This is a genomic window from Methylovirgula sp. 4M-Z18 (genome assembly GCF_037890675.1).
Lineage (GTDB): Bacteria > Pseudomonadota > Alphaproteobacteria > Rhizobiales > Beijerinckiaceae > 4M-Z18.
In genome coordinates this window covers 1,937,184-1,955,111 of record NZ_CP149574.1, presented here as the reverse complement: position 1 = coordinate 1,955,111, position 17,928 = coordinate 1,937,184, and the positions used below count along the sequence as shown (strand labels likewise).

The following is a 17,928-nucleotide window of genomic DNA, read 5'->3' as shown; positions in this document are numbered from 1 at the left end:
CACGTCAATGCAACTGCCCGCGCTCGTACAGGCCGATCGGCTGCAGAAACGGAACGGTGGACTTACCCCCCTTGGCCCAGGCCTCCGCGGCCTCGCGCGTCGGGAACGGCACGAAATTACCGGCCTCGTCTTGGTTCGGGCCGACGACCAGGAATTCGCCCGCATCGATATACCAGCCCGCACCCGCGCGGCCTTCCTCGGCCGTCATATAGAGAATTCCACGTGCCATTGACCTCTCCTCGAAAAGAGGCGGGGCCTTGGGGCGCGCCAACGCCCCTCCGCCACAGATCCTGTCGAGCCAAACCTGTGCAGCCGCTTGAGACGACCACCCGCCGCCACGCTTGCGCGGCGAATGTTCGTAACATGTACTAAGAATGTTCTCAATATGGACCTGCAAAAATTCCGCAAAGTCACGCCTCTCAAACCCGCCGCCGCCTGGATCGGCGGCAAAAGCCAACTTGCCGAGCGGATCATTGCCCGGATCGAGCGCATTCCTCACCGCGCTTATGTCGAGCCCTTCGTCGGCATGGGCGGCATTTTCCTGCGGCGTCGGCTCGCCCCGGCCGCGGAGGTGATCAACGACCTGTCGGGCGATGTGGCGAATTTCTTCCGCATCCTGCAGCACCATTACGTGCCCTTCATGGACCTGCTGCGCTACCGCTTCACCAGCCGCGAGGAATTCGGCCGGCTGCTGGCGCAGGACCCGGAGACACTCACCGACCTGCACCGCGCCGTGCGATTTCTCTACCTGCAGCGCGCATCCTTCGGCGGCAAGGTTGCTGGCCGCACCTTCGGTGTCTCGCCGCAACTGCCCGGACGCTTCGACGTCACGAAGCTCGAGCCGCGCCTGGCGGAGATCGCCGAACGCCTGGCGGCCGTCGTCATCGAAAACCTGCCCTATGCCGACCTGATCCTCGCCTATGACCGGCCCGGCACGCTGTTCTACCTCGACCCGCCCTATTGGGGCGCCGAGGGCTACTACGGCAAAGGAATGTTCGGGCGAGGCGATTTCGCGGCGCTGGCGGAGCAACTTGCGGGGCTAAAGGGTGTGTTCGTGCTGTCGATCAACGACACAGCCGAAATTCGCAAGATTTTTGGATCTTTCGATTTGGAAGAGGTCGATCTGACCTATACGATCGATGGCAACGACAATGCCAAGGTAGCTCGCGAGTTGATCGTTACGCAAAAAGACCTCCCCATGCGGCCAGAACCCCAGCCACTCCTTTTCGATTGAGGCCAATTTGGCCGGATCGGACGCCGCTGACCGCAACAAGATTCCTGAGCGCTGGAATCGTCGCCAGCCCAAATTCTCACGGCAAAGTATGGCCAACTTCAGCCTAACGGCTTTCAGGAACGCGGAGAAACAGGGACACCTAGACCATCCTTTCGAAGGGACGTAGTGTGCCCCCTTCTAAGACGTAAACGTTCCCGGAGTGCTCGTGACCTCTACCGCAATCCTGATTGGCAATGCAGTCTACGACAAAGAGACTCCATTGCCATGCTGCCGCGAGGACGTTTCCGCCATGCGAGAGCTTCTCCAGGCGACCGACCGGTTTGACCACGTCCTAGAGCATGTCGATTTAACCGCCGATGCGATGCGGGATGTTGTGCGTGCCGCCTTGCCGCCAGGCGTCGATTACAGTGAAGTGCTCTTCTATTTCTCGGGGCACGGTATCCAGAGAGGTCAGGAGCTCTACCTCTGTGGAACCACGTTCGACGCAAACCGCCCCAATGAGACGGGTTTTCGGCACAGCGAGTTAATGGACCTGTTCCGAGCCGCCAGACCGGAACTTCTCGTTACGATCTTTGACGCTTGCTTCTCCGGTGCGCCCCTGGTGAAGGGCGAGCCCCCTCTGTTGCCAGTGGTGCAGGATGGGCTACGCAATGTGCTTCAATTCTCATCATCATTGGACGATCAGACGTCACTCGGCGGGGACCAACTTAGCGCTTTCACACGCGCCTTTCTCGATGCGAGTGTGCGCAAGACCGAAGGTGTAGTTTATTACTCCGACATCACGAACGCACTGCGCGACGAATTCATCGGAAACGACGAACAAACTCCCTATTTTGTAAACCAGGGAACGGGACGCGAGATATTTGTCGACGACGCAAGCAAGCTCGCCAGCTTCCGACAAGGATTCGCAAACCGCTGGCGCGCAAAGCCAAGTGAAGGCGAAGGCAATGAGGATCACAACGAGAGCAGAGATGCAATCATCGTCACGGAACCACGGACGCCCAAACAACTGCTGATCGCAGCGGAGCAACGGATGGGTGACGCAGATAGGGCAAAAAGACTTGTTGACGATCTTTTCGACGGCCTGATCGCGAAGTTCGATGAAAGCGAGTTCGCTGAGCTTTTCGAGACCACAACTTCCGAGCATTCGACGTTCCGCGAGCCTATTATAAGAGACTTTATCATCCGGACACTCTCCCGTGAGACACGCCCGGACCGGTTTGTGATTGCCGAAATCAAGAGCGACAAAAGATTGGGAAGATGGGCACTGGGCGCGGTGAATCTGTTATCCGCACTAAATCCGGACTCGACAGAGCACTTCGTCCTGGAACTGAATTGCTCTATGTCGCGGGCTGAGCTTAAAGTGACTTTAACTCCTAAATACTCGGCGTTACAGCAGCTTCAGCTCGTTCTAAGCTGCGCACCCAGCCTCAAGCATTGCTATATTTTCGAGATGGTAACCCAGCACCCCAGAACCGACTGGGGCGCCTTCGATCAGGAAGGACGCGAGCTTGTGCGCCGCTGGCACAAGTTGGAATGGAATGCTGAGGTAAGCGACCTGATCGGGAAAATCCGCGACGCATTGACTAACGCGGTTCGCAACTACATCGAAGAAACGGTCAAAAACCTGTAAGACTTTAGACTATAAGCAATGCGCCTTCGCCTACGCCGTTCAATTTGATGTCGCTCTATGCCGTACGCGGTCTAGGCAGGGGGAAATTATGACTAAGCTGTTGTTGACGCCGTCAGTTCGTCTCTGGAAATCACAATGACCAAATCGTCCCCCGGGCGAGCCGCGCGAAGGAATGCCCGCAAATCGGCCGGGGCGAAAGGCACAGATTCCGTTCGAGGTCGCCGAAGTCTCGGCAACACGCCTGGTCCCAGCATGGAGATACCAGTCGAGAAGCTAGGTTTCCCCGGCTCCCTAATCGAGCTTCACCTTGTCCCACAATTCCCAAATGTCACCCGCCGCGACCAGGACATACTGACCGACGATTCGGAACGAGAGTTCGAGGCGGCCGCCCTTCTGTCGAAGGCCCCGAGCCCGGTTAACGCGTTGGATTTTCAGTTTACCGAGGCTGACGGCGACTCCTATTTCGTCTTTGCGCTACCAGGCATGGCTGTGGATACCCAATGGGGTAGGGTCATAGTTGGCAGGAATGCGAATAGCGAAGCGTCTATCGTCAAAATGAGGTGTTGGGCCCGGTCGGCTAATGAAGCGCTGGACCGTCTGCAACTGGCGTGTGCTGCCTTCCTCGATCACTGGGCCTACGAGGCGACGGCCCCAGTTTACCTGACGCGGCTTCGCGCACGCGACCTTACGAGCAAGAGTGAAATGGTTCGATTTTCCCGGCCGTTTCAGCTTACCGCGATCAACCCGTCGGCAACTGAAATCCCCACGCCATTGAGACCGATCCTCGCCCTGTACAGAGAGGGCTTGGGGTCGGCTAGCCCGATCTACAAATTCCTTTGTTTCTACAAGATCTTGGAGGGATACTTGACGAGGCTGAAACCGGACTTGGCTAAGTTGTTCCGTGCGGCCGAGCTACCGTATCCAGTGCCACCAGACCGCGTTCCGGATCACCCGGACCTCGATGAGTCGTTTCGCGCCCACATCGGCCAGTCGATCACCAAGTTTCGCGACGAACTACTGACGCCGGGCTTTCGAAACGCCGTTGCCCATTTTGAGAAGGATGGGCTGAGCCCGCTGGTCATGAGCAATCCGAACGAGATTGTCCGGTTCAGCACCACAGCGGTGGCTGTCGAACTCTGCGCCCGCGCCGTGATAGAGGCCTATCGCCTGGCATTCCGTACAGCGATGGATGCCGGGCTGGATCTTTCGACGCTTGCAGAAACAGGCGGACAGCAATGATGACGGATGCCCACCTGCCCTTTTGGGCGACTTTGCCGGCGGCCCCGTAACACGCAATCGAGACACACAACGCTTGGACGAATGCGACCAACATGGACTGGTGAGTGCGTCGGCACCTGCCCTGTCGTCCCTCCGCGATATTCCCCCTGCCCGGACCGCAGAACCAAATTTCGCTACTTATATTTCCATTGACAGCCAAAAATTTTGGCCCTACATTCTCACAAATGATAAATTATTTGAGAATGAGAATGGTCGGTAGCGAATTCAAGGCATGGCGCGAAAGCCATAGCCTAACACAGAATCAACTCGCGGAGCGCATGAAGGTGACCCGAACGACAATTCAGAACTGGGAGGCCATGCCGGGCGCGGTGCCGACTGCTGTCAATATGGCCGCGAGCTTTTTGGACTCGCGCCTTAAACAGGAGAATTCCATGCAAGGCCCGGTCACGCTCATCTATAGTGATGGCCCGATGTTCGTTGAGCCCTATGGGCCGCGGCCTCGGCCAGCGACTATGCAGCAAGAGGCGTATCCGTCGAACGTCATGGCGCTTGCCCGGGTGCAGGCGTTGTGGGGCCGCGACAGCTTTTGCAACCCATTTATCATCGAGAAGGATGGGGCGCCGATATGGAACACAGTCGAGCTGGGCCGCGTGGCAAACGGGACGGATACCGATGCGCCAAGCCTCATCAATCTCCTGCGCAAGACCGCCCAATCGGTCCGCGAGAGCGCTCACCTCTTTGTTCGAAGCGGTGCTCGTTCGATGACGCCAGACGCAACGCAGCAGCGGCAAGCGGAGATCCAGGCGCAGGCTGACAGGCTCGATAAAATCGCCGATGCCGGTCTGAAAGCCGCGGTCGAAAGAGATGATGAAATCGAAGCGACCTTCAAATGTCTACGAGATCTCGGAACGCAGGCGCCCAACGAACTGGTTTTTTCGATTCATCATGCGCTTGAGATATTCAGCCAAAGCTGGGCCCCCCGGATCGAAGGCCCCAACTTCAGGCCATAGACAGAATCAGAACATCCGTGGGACTCTGGTGGGACTTTTCGCTCCCAAAGTCGCACTTTGGCGCCATTCCGTTCCACAAATCGACAATCATCACCGGTCGCGGAAATCCAAACAACGCAGCAATTTCAATGGAATAAATGGTCGGAGTGGCGGGATTCGAACCCACGACCCCTAGTCCCCCAGACGTCGGCGCGCCTTTCGGATTCTATATATTTGCCAACGACTTAGGTCATGTTGATTAATTCTCGTGGGATTTCTTGCGGGACTTTTTACAACCAATTTGATGCGCGGTTTGGGTGGTCGTCCCCGCGCTGAGAAGCAGCGTTGAAGCCGCAGACAAGGGACCACAATGTTTGATCATAAGCTGCGACCTCGTCCATTTTGCCGAATTGTTCGTTGCTGCGTTCGGCGCTATGCGAGATAAGGCTGTCACCTGACCTGGCGGCAATATCCGTGACTGGGGGGCTCTATGAAAATTCGCTCCATAGCGCAGTTGTTTGTAGCGGCGCTCCTTCTAAATGGTTGCGCCACTGCCCCGACATTCGCTCCGTTTACGGGAGCTCCCGAGGTGGTGTCGCTAAAAACTAGGTTCGGCATCGACAAGAATGGCAATTTTTCGGGAATCGTTTTGGATAAGCTAACCGATCCAAACATATGGGCAGGCCTAGTAGCCGCTGGATGCTCAGTGTTCTCGGATGACCCCGCAGATTGTACCACGGTTGGCCTTGCTGTTGGCAACGAAATACGTACGTTTACTGATCGTCGATCAAATAACGAATTTTATGGCAAGTATTTTGCACCTCCAGGGTATCAGATTTGTAAAGCGAAAATCGATTGGGATCATACAGGTATAGATAGTCAGTCCACGTTTTCGACAATTATACAGCAAGATGGGTTGGGATATTATGCTTCCATTCCGAGTTTGGCTGGCCGAGGCACCGGAATAAATTCCGATATTTACCTGCAGTTCGTCAAGACGGGGCTGAGCAGCAAATACATGTGCTGGCCGGTGGGTACGCACCCTTGGAATTGCAGGGGTCCCGGATGCACTGCCGGTCCTGGATACGGATTCTACCCTGGCGCTAGATACCCTTAGCTCCGCGAAACATCTAGAACGGCGGATGAAGGTGGTGAATCCAATCTCTCAATGTGTCCGCCGCCACCCCGAGCTTCGTCGCCAAGGCGTGAGGATCTTGAACGAGTTCCTTGCCGGCCTCACCGAGTGCTCCAGTGGCTAAAATCCCCACCCCCGCCGCCGCTGCCTTCGCGAGCCACCCCAGCACCTTGCGTGCCAAGGAGCGAAAACGGCCCTCAGCCTTCTCAAGTGTTGCAGCATCGGCATTGTTGACGGGATCCTGCTTTGCCAGTTCGCCCCTAATATCGCGAATACTCTCCTTGACCTCATCGAGTTCCTGGCGGTCGATCGCAATTACCATGGCTTCCGGCGGTCGATTGTGCCCCATCCGCGGATTCTGTGGGCGGAGGGTATCGACAAGCCGCTCAATTTCGTCAAGTTGGCCACCAAGCGCCGCAACTTGCTGTTCAATCGACGGCGCCCTTGGCCTGTCGTCATCGATATCGTCCGGCCGAATACGACTTTGATGGGGAGCCCAGTTAAAGATTCCACTCCCCTGAACGAAGTGCACGACGTAATCGATTTCCTCAATCGTGGCTTCAGGGAAGTTAGCTTCTAGCTGTTCGCGCGCATCAAAGGGCCCCCAAACATAATGGTAGTCGCCTTCTTCGCTGTCATAAGGATAATGATGGGCTGGGTCCTCGAAGTTCTCGTAAAACCAGTCGGTCATAAGTTCATGGCGGTCGTCAGAGTCTACACCTCGGAGCGGGATTGCCTCAGATGGGGGTTTCAATTCAAGACCGGACGACATGAGCCATTCCCTATCGCTACAGGTAAGCCGAACTATCGTGATAAGACGCGTAAAGGCAAGCTGGTGACCGTCAGTTCGCCCGACTTCGTAAGATGGCCCCGGTTGTGCGTTGTATTCATTGACGAACACGAAGGACGAACACCAGCTGGCCAGATTGGGGGCTTTGGATGTAGTGCTCCTCCGCTACTGGGGCCTTCTACGCCCCGCTAAATCGCTCCAACCACTTCCACCCCAGATATTTGTCCCCACTCTGCCGCAGGTGCGTATAGCGCTTGAGAGATTTCCAGTCGCGGTGACCCGATACCGCCGCCACGTGGGGAATGTTCCAGCCCATCTCGAACAGGCGGGAAATTCCCTCATGTCGCAGGTCGTGGAAGTGCAGATCCTCGATTCCGAGGATCGCGCAGGCATCCGTAAAACTCGCACTGATCGACTCGGCATTGTGGGGAAAGACCTCGTCGGCTGTGCGCGGTCTGCTCTCAATGATGCGCTGCGCCGGATCTGGAAGATCGCACCACACATCGTTGCCGACTTTCTCGCCGGGGTGTTTCATGTCCCGCACAAGCGTCCGGGCGCCCTCTCGGTCGTAGTCCTTCCACTTGATTCGGGTGATTTCCGCTTGGCGCCGCGTTGAAAAGAGCGCAAACAGAACGACTTCCACCATCGGGATCGCGTCGACCCGGGACGCCCTGCTGCTGGCGAAGTGGGTAAGGAGGATGTCCAGCTCATCGAGCGTCGGACGCCGGTCGCGACCTTTCGACTTGCTGATCAAGCCTAGCCGCTTCGCCACGCGCTTTGCGTCACTCATCGATTGCGGATCGAGCGCGACCTGCCAGGCAGGCCGAGCGATAGCAAAGACTGCGCCGAGATGGGCGAGATAATTTCCGACGGTCTGTGGCTGCATCCGCTCCATGAGCCAGCCGGCGTATTCGACCAGGTCGGCGCTCCCGATGTCAGCACACCGCGTCTCGGCAATATCGTGTGTCTTGATGGCCCGCAGGACTTGTCCCTTGGTCTTGCCGATATGAGCGGAGTCGTCGATATACCGCTGGATGACCTCCCCGAGGGTCGGATCTCGCTTGCGGGCGGCTAGAACGGCACCCGGCTTGGCGAGTTCCTTCTCCCGCTTCTTGAGCCACGCCGCCGCCGCGGGGCGACGATCGAAGGTTTGCGCCTCTCGAAAGACGATTTTCCCCTCGCGCGTGAGGGAAATTTGCGCCAAATATGCGGTTGAGCCGTCCTTGCGGCGGCGCTCGGTGATCGTGCCCATGCGATTATCGACGTGATTTACAACATGATGGTTTGAATTTACAACATCGGTTGTAAACGGATTCGGAAATGGGCGCAAACAGCCTAAAATGAGACGGGAATCATCGGCGAAAAATGGCGAGAAACTTAGAAAATCCAAGCAAAAAGCTGAATTCTGAGAATTTCCGCCTTTCCGTAGCGCCCATGATGGACTGGACCGACCGGCACTGCCGGTTTTTCCATCGCATCCTGTCGCGCCGCACGCGGCTCTACACGGAAATGGTGACAACGGGGGCCGTCATTCATGGGAACCGCGAACGGCTGCTTGGGTTCTCCGAGGCCGAACATGCGGTCGCGCTGCAGCTGGGTGGCTCCGAGCCGAAAGACCTCGCGCTCTCCGCGCGGATCGGGGCCGACTATGGTTATGACGAGATCAACATCAATTGCGGCTGCCCGTCCGACCGCGTCCAGAATGGCGCGTTCGGCGCCTGCCTGATGCGCGAACCGGCCAGGGTCGGCGATTGTGTAGCGGAGATGAAAGCGGCGGTCGCCGTGCCGGTGACGGTTAAGTGCCGGATCGGCGTCGACGACCAGGATCCGGAAGAGGCGCTTTTTGCCATGGCGCGCGACGTCATCGCGGCGGGCGCCGATGCACTCGTGGTGCATGCACGCAAAGCCTGGTTGCAGGGCCTGTCGCCCAAGGAAAACCGCGATATTCCGCCGCTCGATTACGACATCGTCTACCGGCTGAAACAGGCCTATCCCGGCGTGACGATCGCGATCAACGGCGGCATTGCCAATCTCGACGAGGCGGCGGCCCACCTGCGGCATGTCGACGGGGCTATGCTCGGGCGTGCGGCCTATCACGATCCGGGGCTGCTGTTGACTGCTGACTCTGTACTATTCGGTACAATCGATCCGATGCCCGACGCCTTTGCGGCCGTCGAGGCTTTCCTGCCCTATGTCGAAGCCCGCCTGGGGGAAGGTGTCCGGCTCGCGGACATGACTCGTCACATCCTCGGCCTCTTCGCCGGCATGCCCGGCGCGCGGCTCTGGCGGCGGCATCTGTCGACGGAAGCCCCGAAACGCGGCGCTGGCATCAATGTCATCAAGGATGCGCTCGGCTTGGTGGTGCGGCAAGTCGAACACGCGGCAAGCGCCGCCTGAACCCACGTTCCGCGGGCTGCAAACCCATGCCGGCAGCGAAACGCTGGGCTGAATGCTCGACTGATTGACTTCCTTCCCCTATTTGTACGACAGACATCCCTCACGTGACCTTCTGAACGAGACGACCCATGCCCGCTTACCGTTCCCGCACCACCACCCACGGCCGCAATATGGCAGGCGCACGCGGCCTTTGGCGCGCGACGGGCATGAAAGATGCGGATTTCGGTAAGCCGATCATCGCCATTGCCAATTCCTTCACCCAGTTCGTGCCAGGCCACGTGCATCTGAAGGATCTCGGCCAGCTCGTTGCCCGCGAGATCGAAAAGGCCGGCGGCGTCGCCAAGGAGTTCAACACGATCGCGGTCGATGACGGTATCGCCATGGGCCATGACGGCATGCTCTACTCCCTGCCCTCGCGCGAACTGATCGCCGATGCGGTGGAATACATGGTCAATGCCCATTGCGCCGACGCCCTCGTGTGCATTTCCAATTGCGACAAGATCACCCCCGGCATGCTGATGGCCGCCTTGCGGCTCAATATCCCGACCGTCTTCGTCTCCGGTGGCCCGATGGAGGCCGGCAAGGTTAAGCTGCAGGACAAAGTAGTGGCACTCGATCTCGTCGATGCCATGGTTGCGGCGGCGGACGACAACGTCTCGGACGAAGATGTCAAAATCATCGAGCGCTCCGCCTGCCCGACGTGCGGCTCCTGCTCCGGCATGTTCACCGCCAATTCGATGAACTGCCTGACCGAAGCGCTCGGCCTCGCGTTGCCAGGCAATGGCTCGGTGCTGGCAACGCACGCCGATCGCCAGAGCCTGTTCGAACAAGCCGGCCACCGCGTCGTCGACCTCGCCCGCCGCTATTACGAGCGCAACGACGACAGCGCATTGCCCCGCTCGATCGCAACCTTCGAGGCCTTCGAAAACGCCATGACGCTCGATATCGCCATGGGCGGCTCGACCAATACGGTCCTGCATCTTCTGGCTGCCGCGCACGAGGGCGAAGTGCATTTCACCATGGCCGATATCGATCGCCTGTCGCGCCGCGTGCCGGTTCTGTGCAAGGTCGCTCCAGCAAAGTCCGATGTGCACATGGAAGACGTTCACCGCGCCGGCGGCATCATGGCGATCCTGGGCGAACTCGATCGGGCTGGCCTGCTGCACACTCACGTCCCGACCGTGCATAGCGCGACGCTTGCGGACGCGCTCGATCAGTGGGATATCGTGCGCAACAAGAGCGCCGAGGTGGAACATTTCTACCGCGCCGCGCCGGGCGGCGTGCCGACCCAGGTTGCGTTCAGTCAGAACCGCCGCTGGGACGACGTAGACGCCGACCGTGCCACCGGCGTGATCCGCAACGCGGAGCACGCCTTTTCCAAGGACGGCGGCCTTGCAGTGCTCTACGGCAATCTCGCGATCGATGGCTGCATCGTGAAGACTGCAGGCGTCGATGCCAGCATCCTGACCTTCTCGGGACCGGCCCGCGTGTTCGAGAGCCAGGATTCGGCGGTCGATGGTATTCTGACGGGCAAGATCAAGCCCGGCGACATCGTGTTGATCCGTTACGAGGGTCCGCGAGGCGGTCCGGGCATGCAGGAAATGCTGTATCCGACCAGCTATCTGAAATCGAAAGGCCTCGGCAAAGCCTGTGCACTCGTCACCGACGGCCGCTTCTCGGGCGGCTCGTCCGGCCTGTCGATCGGCCATGTCTCGCCGGAAGCGGCGGAAGGCGGCCTGATCGGCCTTGTCGAGAACGGCGATACGATCGAAATCGACATCCCGATCCGCAAGATTCATCTCGCGGTGGAGGACGACGTCCTCGCCGCGCGCAAGGCCGCAATGGAAGAGAAAGGCAAAGATGCCTGGAAGCCTGCCGCGCGCAAGCGCAAGGTTTCCACCGCGCTCAAGGCCTATGCCGCCCTCACCACCAGCGCCGCCAAGGGCGCGGTGCGCGATGTGAGCCAGATTTCGTCGTAAAGGACCGACAAGACCGATGGCATTGGCCCCGGACTCGCGCGACGCCAGGACCTGTCGTCCCGGGCTTGTCCCGGGATGCCGATACGAGCCGAGGGCGATGTAGATCGATGGCCGCGGCGGAGCATCCCTTTGCGATCACCCCGGAGGTCTTGCTCAAGGCCTATTCGATCGGCCTGTTTCCGATGGCCGAAAGCGCCGATGATCCGACGCTGTTCTGGATGGATCCGGAACAGCGCGGCATCTTCCCGCTCGACGGCATCGTCATTTCGAAAAGCTTGCTAAAGTCAGTCCGCTCTCACAAATTTCTAATCACATGCGATAAGAGCTTCGACCGGGTGATCGCCGCTTGCGCGGCGCCGACGCCGGATCGCCCGAACACCTGGATCAACGCCCGCATCCGCGAACTGTATCAAACCTTGTTCGACCTTGGCCATGCGCATAGCGTCGAGGTCTGGCAGGACGGCGAATTGGCCGGTGGTCTCTATGGTGTGGTGCTCGGCGGCGCCTTCTTCGGCGAGAGCATGTTCCACCGCGTGCGCGACGCCTCGAAAATCGCGCTGGTCCATTTGGCGGCGCGGCTCGTGGCGGGCGGCTTTACCCTGCTCGACACACAATTCGTCACGCCGCATCTGGCGTCGCTTGGGGCCGTAGAGATTCCGCGCGCCACCTATCACCGCCGGCTTGCGGCGGCTTTGACGGTGCGCGCGGATTTCAATTTGTGGCCCAAAGACGGGACGGTCACCGGCCGGCATGCGGTCCAGGCTTTGACCGAGCGATCCCAGACGGCCGACGATCTGCCCGACTAGACTATTGTCCGCCGAAAAGCGCGTCGAACAGGCTTTTCGGTTTGGCGGGTTGCGGCGGCGGCGCGTATTCCGGCTGAGGCTGCGCCGTGCGGACCGGCGCCTGGCGCGGCGGTGCCTTGGCGACGGGCGCGGGCTTCATCAAGGGCGCCGGAGGCGGCTCGTCGTTGGGGTCCGGCGGCGTGACGATCACTTGCGTGCCGCCTTTGCAGCCAATCAGCCACACATCGTAAATGGGATGTTCAAGACCGTGCAGGCCCGGACTGTCAGCATACATCCAGCCGGTGAAAATCCGCTTCTGCTGACCGTCCGTCTGGATGTCGTTCACCTCGACGAAACTTGTCGTCAGCGGCGATTCGGTCTGCGGCCGCGTGTAGCAAACCCGCGGCGTCACCACGAGGGTGGTGCCGTCGATTCGCGCCGGCTTGTCGATCTCGAGCTCGATCGGCTTATCGCTGATGCGGCCGGTGATCTTGTCGAGCTTTTGGAAGATGGCGACCGGATTCTTGATTTTGTCCGCATAGGCGACATCGGCTGAGGCCGTAAATCCGGCCGCGACCGTTAGAATACCTATGGCCGCAGCCTTCGGCGTCATATGTTTCGTCATTTTAAAATCCAGGGCCCGCGTTCATCTCTAGCCGCTTGATCTCCTAAAAATCGGGCGGGATCACGGCAAAGGCCGCGTGGCTATCTTTCGGCTTTGTCGAATGTGTGGCTCAGCCGTTGGGCGACCAGGCCTCATAATCGCCGGTTGCAGCCGGACGCTGACCGGATTTCATGGTCGAGCCCTCGGGGCGCCACGCATGCGGCGTACCCGTCTGGTTGGGCAGATGGGGCATTTGCCATTCGCGCGGCGTGTAGGTTTCTTCGGGTGGCGGCACGTCCACCGTATGATGCAGCCAGCCGAACCAGCCGGGAGGCGTCGCGGAGGCTTCCGTCTCGCCGGCGTAGATCACCCAGCGGCGCTCGAATCCCAAAGCCGGATCCTTCTTGCCGCCCCGCGTACGGTAGTAGCAATTGCCGAACTCGTCCTTGCCGACCAATTCGCCGTGACGCGACGTGTAAAAACGCGTGTTCAGCGTCGCGCCATGCCACCAGGTGAAAAACCGCAAGAGGAATTGCTTCATCTTGAAAAATCCGCGCAAGACAAGGAGAGCAGAATCCACCCTTGGACCCGCTTTGGCCGGACTATGGCTTTAGTGCTTGTTCATGTCCAGCACGGATTTGGCTTTCGCGTGCGGACCACAAGGGAATCGAGGACGCGAAAAAAATCCCCAAGAAAAATATGGACAGTACGGCTGCCGCTTTTGCCGCGCAGAATGGCGCGGCAGCGATTCTGCCGGCAAAAACCAACGAAATCCGGCCGTTGGCCGCGAAGCCGCAACCAACGAGGCAGGCTGGGGATAACGGGAACAAATACGCGCTACCGTCATAATTCTTGTACGGCGATATGCGCTCGTCTCATGAGTCACTTATAGTGAATCGGCAATTAACTATTTGCCGGTGCGGTGCCGCTCGATAAAAGTTTGAGCCGCATCCGACACTTAACCAGCTACCCTCGCCCGAATCTGGAAAATTCCCGACCGGACACTACATTTTGTATGTGGTCGTCAAGCATCTCTCTAGTGCTTGACGGCGGAAGGAATCTCACACTAAGGTTCAATCAGTTGCGAGTGACGCGGCGGCAAGGCCAGACAGACGGATTGGACGTAACTCCAAACCCTGAAGACATGCCTGGCTCAGTTTCAAGACGGGTTATGAAGATCGAAGCGGCGAAAGGCCTTTGGCTTTTCGGCGTGAGGATATTTGTTCCCTTTTTGAGCGCGTGCGTCACCCTTCGAAGTTCTGATTAACGGGTACATGGCGCGCAGAATTACACTGCATAAAAGCCAGGGCGTTTTCTCACGGGGTTGAGAGCCGGAAAGCGGCTCGCAGGCTTCTAGCCTGCTTATACGGGGTATTGAAAAATGCGGATCGAACGGCGCTATACGACCAAGGGCAAATCTCCCTATGCGGAGATCGATTTTCGGAAGACGAAGAGTGAAATCCGGAACCCGGATGGATCGGTGGTCTTTTCCCTGGACGGGATCGAGGTTCCGGCCGCCTGGAGCCAGGTTGCGGCCGACGTGCTCGCCCAGAAATATTTCCGCAAGGCGGGCGTGCCCAAGCATCTGAAAAAGGTCGAGGAGACGTCCGTTCCCTCGTTCCTGTGGCGCTCGGTGCCCGACGAAGAGGCGCTCGAAGTGTTGCCCAAGGCCGAACGCTTCGGCTCGGAAACCTCGTCGCGCCAAGTTTTCGATCGCCTCGCCGGCACCTGGACCTATTGGGGCTGGAAGGGCAAATATTTCACCTCGGAAGAGGACGCCGCGGCCTTCTTCGACGAATTGCGCTACATGCTCGCGCGCCAGATGGTGGCGCCCAATTCGCCGCAATGGTTCAACACCGGCTTGCACTGGGCCTATGGCATCGATGGCCCCGGCCAAGGCCACTATTACGTCGATTTCGAGACCGACCGCCTGGTCAAGTCCAAATCGGCCTATGAGCATCCGCAGCCGCATGCCTGCTTCATCCAGTCGGTCGCGGATGATCTCGTCAATGACGGTGGCATCATGGACCTGTGGGTCCGCGAGGCCCGCCTGTTCAAATATGGCTCCGGCACCGGCTCCAATTTCTCGATGCTGCGCGGCGAGAACGAGAGGCTTTCGGGCGGCGGCAAATCGTCGGGCCTGATGAGCTTCCTCAAGATCGGCGACCGCGCCGCGGGCGCGATCAAATCCGGCGGCACCACCCGCCGCGCCGCCAAAATGGTGGTGGTCGATGCCGATCACCCGGATATCGAGGCCTATATCGACTGGAAAGTGAACGAGGAGCAGAAGGTTGCCGCTCTCGTCACCGGCTCGAAAATCGTCAAGAAGCATCTCAAGGCCATTCTGAAAGCCTGCATCAATTGCGAAGGCTCGAATGACGATTGCTTCAACCCGGAAAAAAACCCTGCCCTGAAGCGCGACATCAAGGCCGCGCGCCGCGACAACGTGCCGGACAATTATGTCCAGCGCATCATCCAGTTCGCCAAACAGGGCTATAAGGACATCGCCTTCCAGACCTACGATACGGACTGGGATTCGGAAGCCTATCTCACCGTCTCCGGCCAGAATTCCAACAATTCGGTATCGCTGAAGGACGATTTCCTGCGCGCTGTCGAAGCGGATGGCGAATGGAACCTGATCCGCCGCATCGACGGCAAGGTCCACAAGACCCTGAAGGCACGCGACCTGTGGGAGAAGATCGGCTATGCCGCCTGGGCCTCAGCCGATCCGGGCCTGCATTTCAACACCACAATGAACGACTGGCACACGAGCCCGGCCGGCGGCCCGATCCGTGCGTCGAACCCGTGCTCGGAATATATGTTCCTGGACGACACCGCCTGCAATCTCGCGTCGCTCAACCTCCTGCAGTTCAAGGACGATGCGACGAAGCAGATCGATGTTGCGTCTTACGAACACGCCGTGCGCCTGTGGACGGTCGTGCTCGAAATCTCGGTGCTGATGGCGCAATTCCCGTCGAAGGAAATCGCCCGTCTTTCCTACGACTACCGCACCCTCGGCCTCGGCTATGCCAATATCGGCGGCCTCTTGATGTCGTCCGGCATTCCCTATGATTCCGACGAAGGCCGCGCGCTTGGCGGCGCGTTGACCGCGCTGATGACCGGCGTGTGCTACGCGACCTCGGCCGAAATGGCAGGCGAGCTCGGGCCCTTCCCGGAATATCAGCCGAATGCCGCGGCCATGCTGCGCGTCATCCGCAACCACCGCCGCGCCGCTTACGGTGAGGCGGCCGGCTACGAGAAGCTCTCGGTCAATCCGGTGCCGCTCGACCATGCGTCGCTGACCCACACCGAACTCGGCGCCCATGCCAAGGCTGCCTGGGACCGCGCACTTCAGCTCGGCGAGAAGAACGGCTACCGCAACGCGCAGGTGAGCGTGATCGCGCCGACCGGTACGATCGGTCTGGTGATGGATTGCGACACCACCGGCATCGAGCCCGATTTCGCCCTGGTGAAGTTCAAGAAGCTCGCCGGCGGCGGCTATTTCAAGATCATCAACCGCGCCGTGCCGGAGGCGTTGCGTGCGCTCGGCTATCGCGAGGCAGAGATCGCCGAGATCGAGGCTTACGCCGTCGGCCATGCCTCGCTGCGCCAGGCGCCTGGGATCAACCACACGAGCCTGCGCGCCAAGGGCTTCGATGACGCGAAACTCGAGGCGCTGGAGAAATCCCTTGCCTCGGCCTTCGACATCAAGTTCGTGTTCAACAAATGGACGCTGGGCGCCGACTTCCTGACCCAGGTCCTGAAAGTGCCCGCCGACAAGCTCGATGATTCAAGCTTCGAGCTCCTGCCCTTCCTCGGCTTCTCCAAGTCCGAAATCGAGGCGGCCAATATCCATGTCTGCGGCGCGATGACCCTGGAAGGCGCGCCGCACTTGAAGCCGGAGCATTATCCGGTGTTCGACTGCGCCAATCCGTGCGGCCGCACGGGCAAGCGCTATCTCTCTGTCGAAAGCCACATCCGCATGATGGCGGCGGCGCAGCCCTTCATCTCGGGCGCGATCTCCAAGACCATCAACATGCCGAACGATGCGACGGTCGAGGATTGCAAGAGCGCCTATATGCTCTCGTGGAAACTCGCCCTGAAGGCCAATGCGCTTTATCGCGACGGCTCGAAACTCTCGCAGCCGCTGAATGCCCAGCTCATTCAGGACGAGGACGACGAGGAGGATGCGGTCGAGACCCTGGTCGCCGCCACCGCCCCTGCCCGCGCGACGCAAGTCGCCGAGAAGATCGTCGAGAAGATCGTCGAGCGCGTGGTGGAACGCGCCCATGATCGCGACAAACTGCCGGATCGCCGCAAGGGCTATACGCAGAAGGCCGTAGTCGGCGGCCACAAGGTTTACTTGCGTACCGGTGAGTACAATGACGGCCGTTTGGGCGAGATCTTCATCGACATGCATAAGGAAGGCGCGGCCTTCCGCTCGCTGATGAACAATTTCGCCATCGCGATCTCGCTCGGCCTGCAATATGGCGTGCCGCTGGAAGAATATGTCGACGCCTTCACCTTCACCCGCTTCGAGCCGGCAGGCTTCGTGCAGGGCAATGACGCGATCAAGAACGCGACATCGGTGCTCGACTACGTCTTCCGCGAATTGGCGATCTCCTACCTGCAGCGCTATGACCTCGCCCATGTCAGCCCCGAGGACATCGGCCATGATGTGATCGGCAAGGGCGAGGACCAAAGCAAGGCGCCGAGCACCCAGCCAGCGACCCGGATCGTCTCCAAGGGCTTGCTGCGCGGCCGCACGACCAACCTCCTGACCGTGCCCGCCGAAAGCGCCGCGCCTGGAACGGTCGTCGCTTTCGCGACCCATGGCGCGACGGCACTGAAGGCGGAGCCCGAGACCTATGCCGACGACGAAGCGGACCTGACCGCCCTCGACTGGTCGGCGCCGGCGGAGCGCTCAACCGCCAAGACCGGCTCCATCGACGAGCGCCGCAAGGAAGCGAAAATGAAAGGCTATGTCGGCGAAGCCTGCCCCGAATGCGGCAATTTCACGCTAGTGCGAAATGGGACCTGCTTGAAATGCGACACCTGCGGCGGCACGACGGGCTGTTCGTGAGGCATGCGAAAGGTTGTTGACATGAGAACCACAGTTCTTCCTCACTGAAGCAAAGTTCTT

General features: G+C 59.5%; 13 protein-coding genes. 8 read left to right on the top strand and 5 right to left on the bottom strand.

Annotated elements, in window-relative coordinates; all coding sequences use genetic code 11:
• Positions 1-4: 4 nt before the first annotated feature.
• Positions 5-229, bottom strand: coding sequence for a hypothetical protein (locus tag V9T28_RS08950; protein WP_116398641.1), 225 nt, complete (start codon positions 227-229; stop codon positions 5-7).
• Between the two features lie 156 nt (positions 230-385).
• On the opposite strand from V9T28_RS08950, the gene V9T28_RS08945 reads away from it, so the two are divergent.
• The 4 genes from V9T28_RS08945 (at position 386) to V9T28_RS08930 (ending at position 5,116) form a co-directional block, all read left to right on the top strand.
• Positions 386-1,234, top strand: coding sequence for a DNA adenine methylase (locus V9T28_RS08945; RefSeq protein WP_116398640.1), 849 nt, complete (start codon positions 386-388; stop codon positions 1,232-1,234).
• A gap of 205 nt (positions 1,235-1,439) precedes the next feature.
• Positions 1,440-2,867, top strand: coding sequence for a caspase family protein (locus tag V9T28_RS08940; protein WP_158554674.1), 1,428 nt, complete (start codon positions 1,440-1,442; stop codon positions 2,865-2,867).
• Between the two features lie 135 nt (positions 2,868-3,002).
• On the top strand, positions 3,003-4,106 hold the full coding sequence (mauJ, locus tag V9T28_RS08935) for a methylamine utilization protein MauJ (protein ID WP_147306364.1): 1,104 nt from the start codon (positions 3,003-3,005) through the stop codon (positions 4,104-4,106).
• 248 nt (positions 4,107-4,354) lie between these two features.
• Entirely contained in the window at positions 4,355-5,116 is a 762-nt protein-coding gene (locus tag V9T28_RS08930) for a helix-turn-helix domain-containing protein (protein ID WP_158554673.1), read from the top strand.
• Between the two features lie 1,109 nt (positions 5,117-6,225).
• Here V9T28_RS08930 and V9T28_RS08925 read toward each other — a convergent pair.
• Both V9T28_RS08925 and V9T28_RS08920 read right to left on the bottom strand, forming a co-directional pair.
• The gene (locus V9T28_RS08925) at positions 6,226-7,002 is read right to left on the bottom strand and encodes a hypothetical protein (RefSeq protein ID WP_147306363.1); all 777 of its coding nucleotides are present in this window, start codon (positions 7,000-7,002) and stop codon (positions 6,226-6,228) included.
• Between the two features lie 196 nt (positions 7,003-7,198).
• The gene (locus tag V9T28_RS08920) at positions 7,199-8,272 is read right to left on the bottom strand and encodes a site-specific integrase (RefSeq protein ID WP_116398635.1); all 1,074 of its coding nucleotides are present in this window, start codon (positions 8,270-8,272) and stop codon (positions 7,199-7,201) included.
• 182 nt (positions 8,273-8,454) lie between these two features.
• Here V9T28_RS08920 and dusA point away from each other — a divergent pair, with 182 nt between their 5' ends.
• From dusA to aat, 3 genes are all read left to right on the top strand, one after another.
• Positions 8,455-9,417 carry a tRNA dihydrouridine(20/20a) synthase DusA gene (dusA, locus tag V9T28_RS08915; protein WP_245423836.1) on the top strand — a complete coding sequence of 321 codons (963 nt, stop codon included), beginning with the start codon at positions 8,455-8,457 and terminating at the stop codon, positions 9,415-9,417.
• 128 nt (positions 9,418-9,545) lie between these two features.
• Positions 9,546-11,396, top strand: coding sequence for a dihydroxy-acid dehydratase (ilvD, locus tag V9T28_RS08910; protein ID WP_116398633.1), 1,851 nt, complete (start codon positions 9,546-9,548; stop codon positions 11,394-11,396).
• Between the two features lie 107 nt (positions 11,397-11,503).
• Positions 11,504-12,202: a leucyl/phenylalanyl-tRNA--protein transferase gene (aat, locus tag V9T28_RS08905; RefSeq protein ID WP_116398632.1), complete on the top strand. Its 699-nt coding sequence runs from the start codon at positions 11,504-11,506 to the stop codon at positions 12,200-12,202.
• A 1-nt stretch (position 12,203) separates the two neighbouring features.
• Here the strand turns inward: aat and V9T28_RS08900 are convergent, their stop codons facing one another.
• Together V9T28_RS08900 and V9T28_RS08895 are read right to left on the bottom strand one after the other, a co-directional pair.
• Entirely contained in the window at positions 12,204-12,806 is a 603-nt protein-coding gene (locus V9T28_RS08900; protein WP_116398631.1) for a DUF2155 domain-containing protein, read from the bottom strand.
• 109 nt (positions 12,807-12,915) lie between these two features.
• On the bottom strand, positions 12,916-13,326 hold the full coding sequence (locus tag V9T28_RS08895; RefSeq protein ID WP_116399778.1) for an NADH:ubiquinone oxidoreductase subunit NDUFA12: 411 nt from the start codon (positions 13,324-13,326) through the stop codon (positions 12,916-12,918).
• An 840-nt stretch (positions 13,327-14,166) separates the two neighbouring features.
• On the opposite strand from V9T28_RS08895, the gene V9T28_RS08890 reads away from it, so the two are divergent.
• Positions 14,167-17,868, top strand: a complete 3,702-nt coding sequence (locus V9T28_RS08890; protein WP_116398629.1) for a vitamin B12-dependent ribonucleotide reductase — start codon at positions 14,167-14,169, stop codon at positions 17,866-17,868.
• Positions 17,869-17,928: the final 60 nt, after the last annotated feature.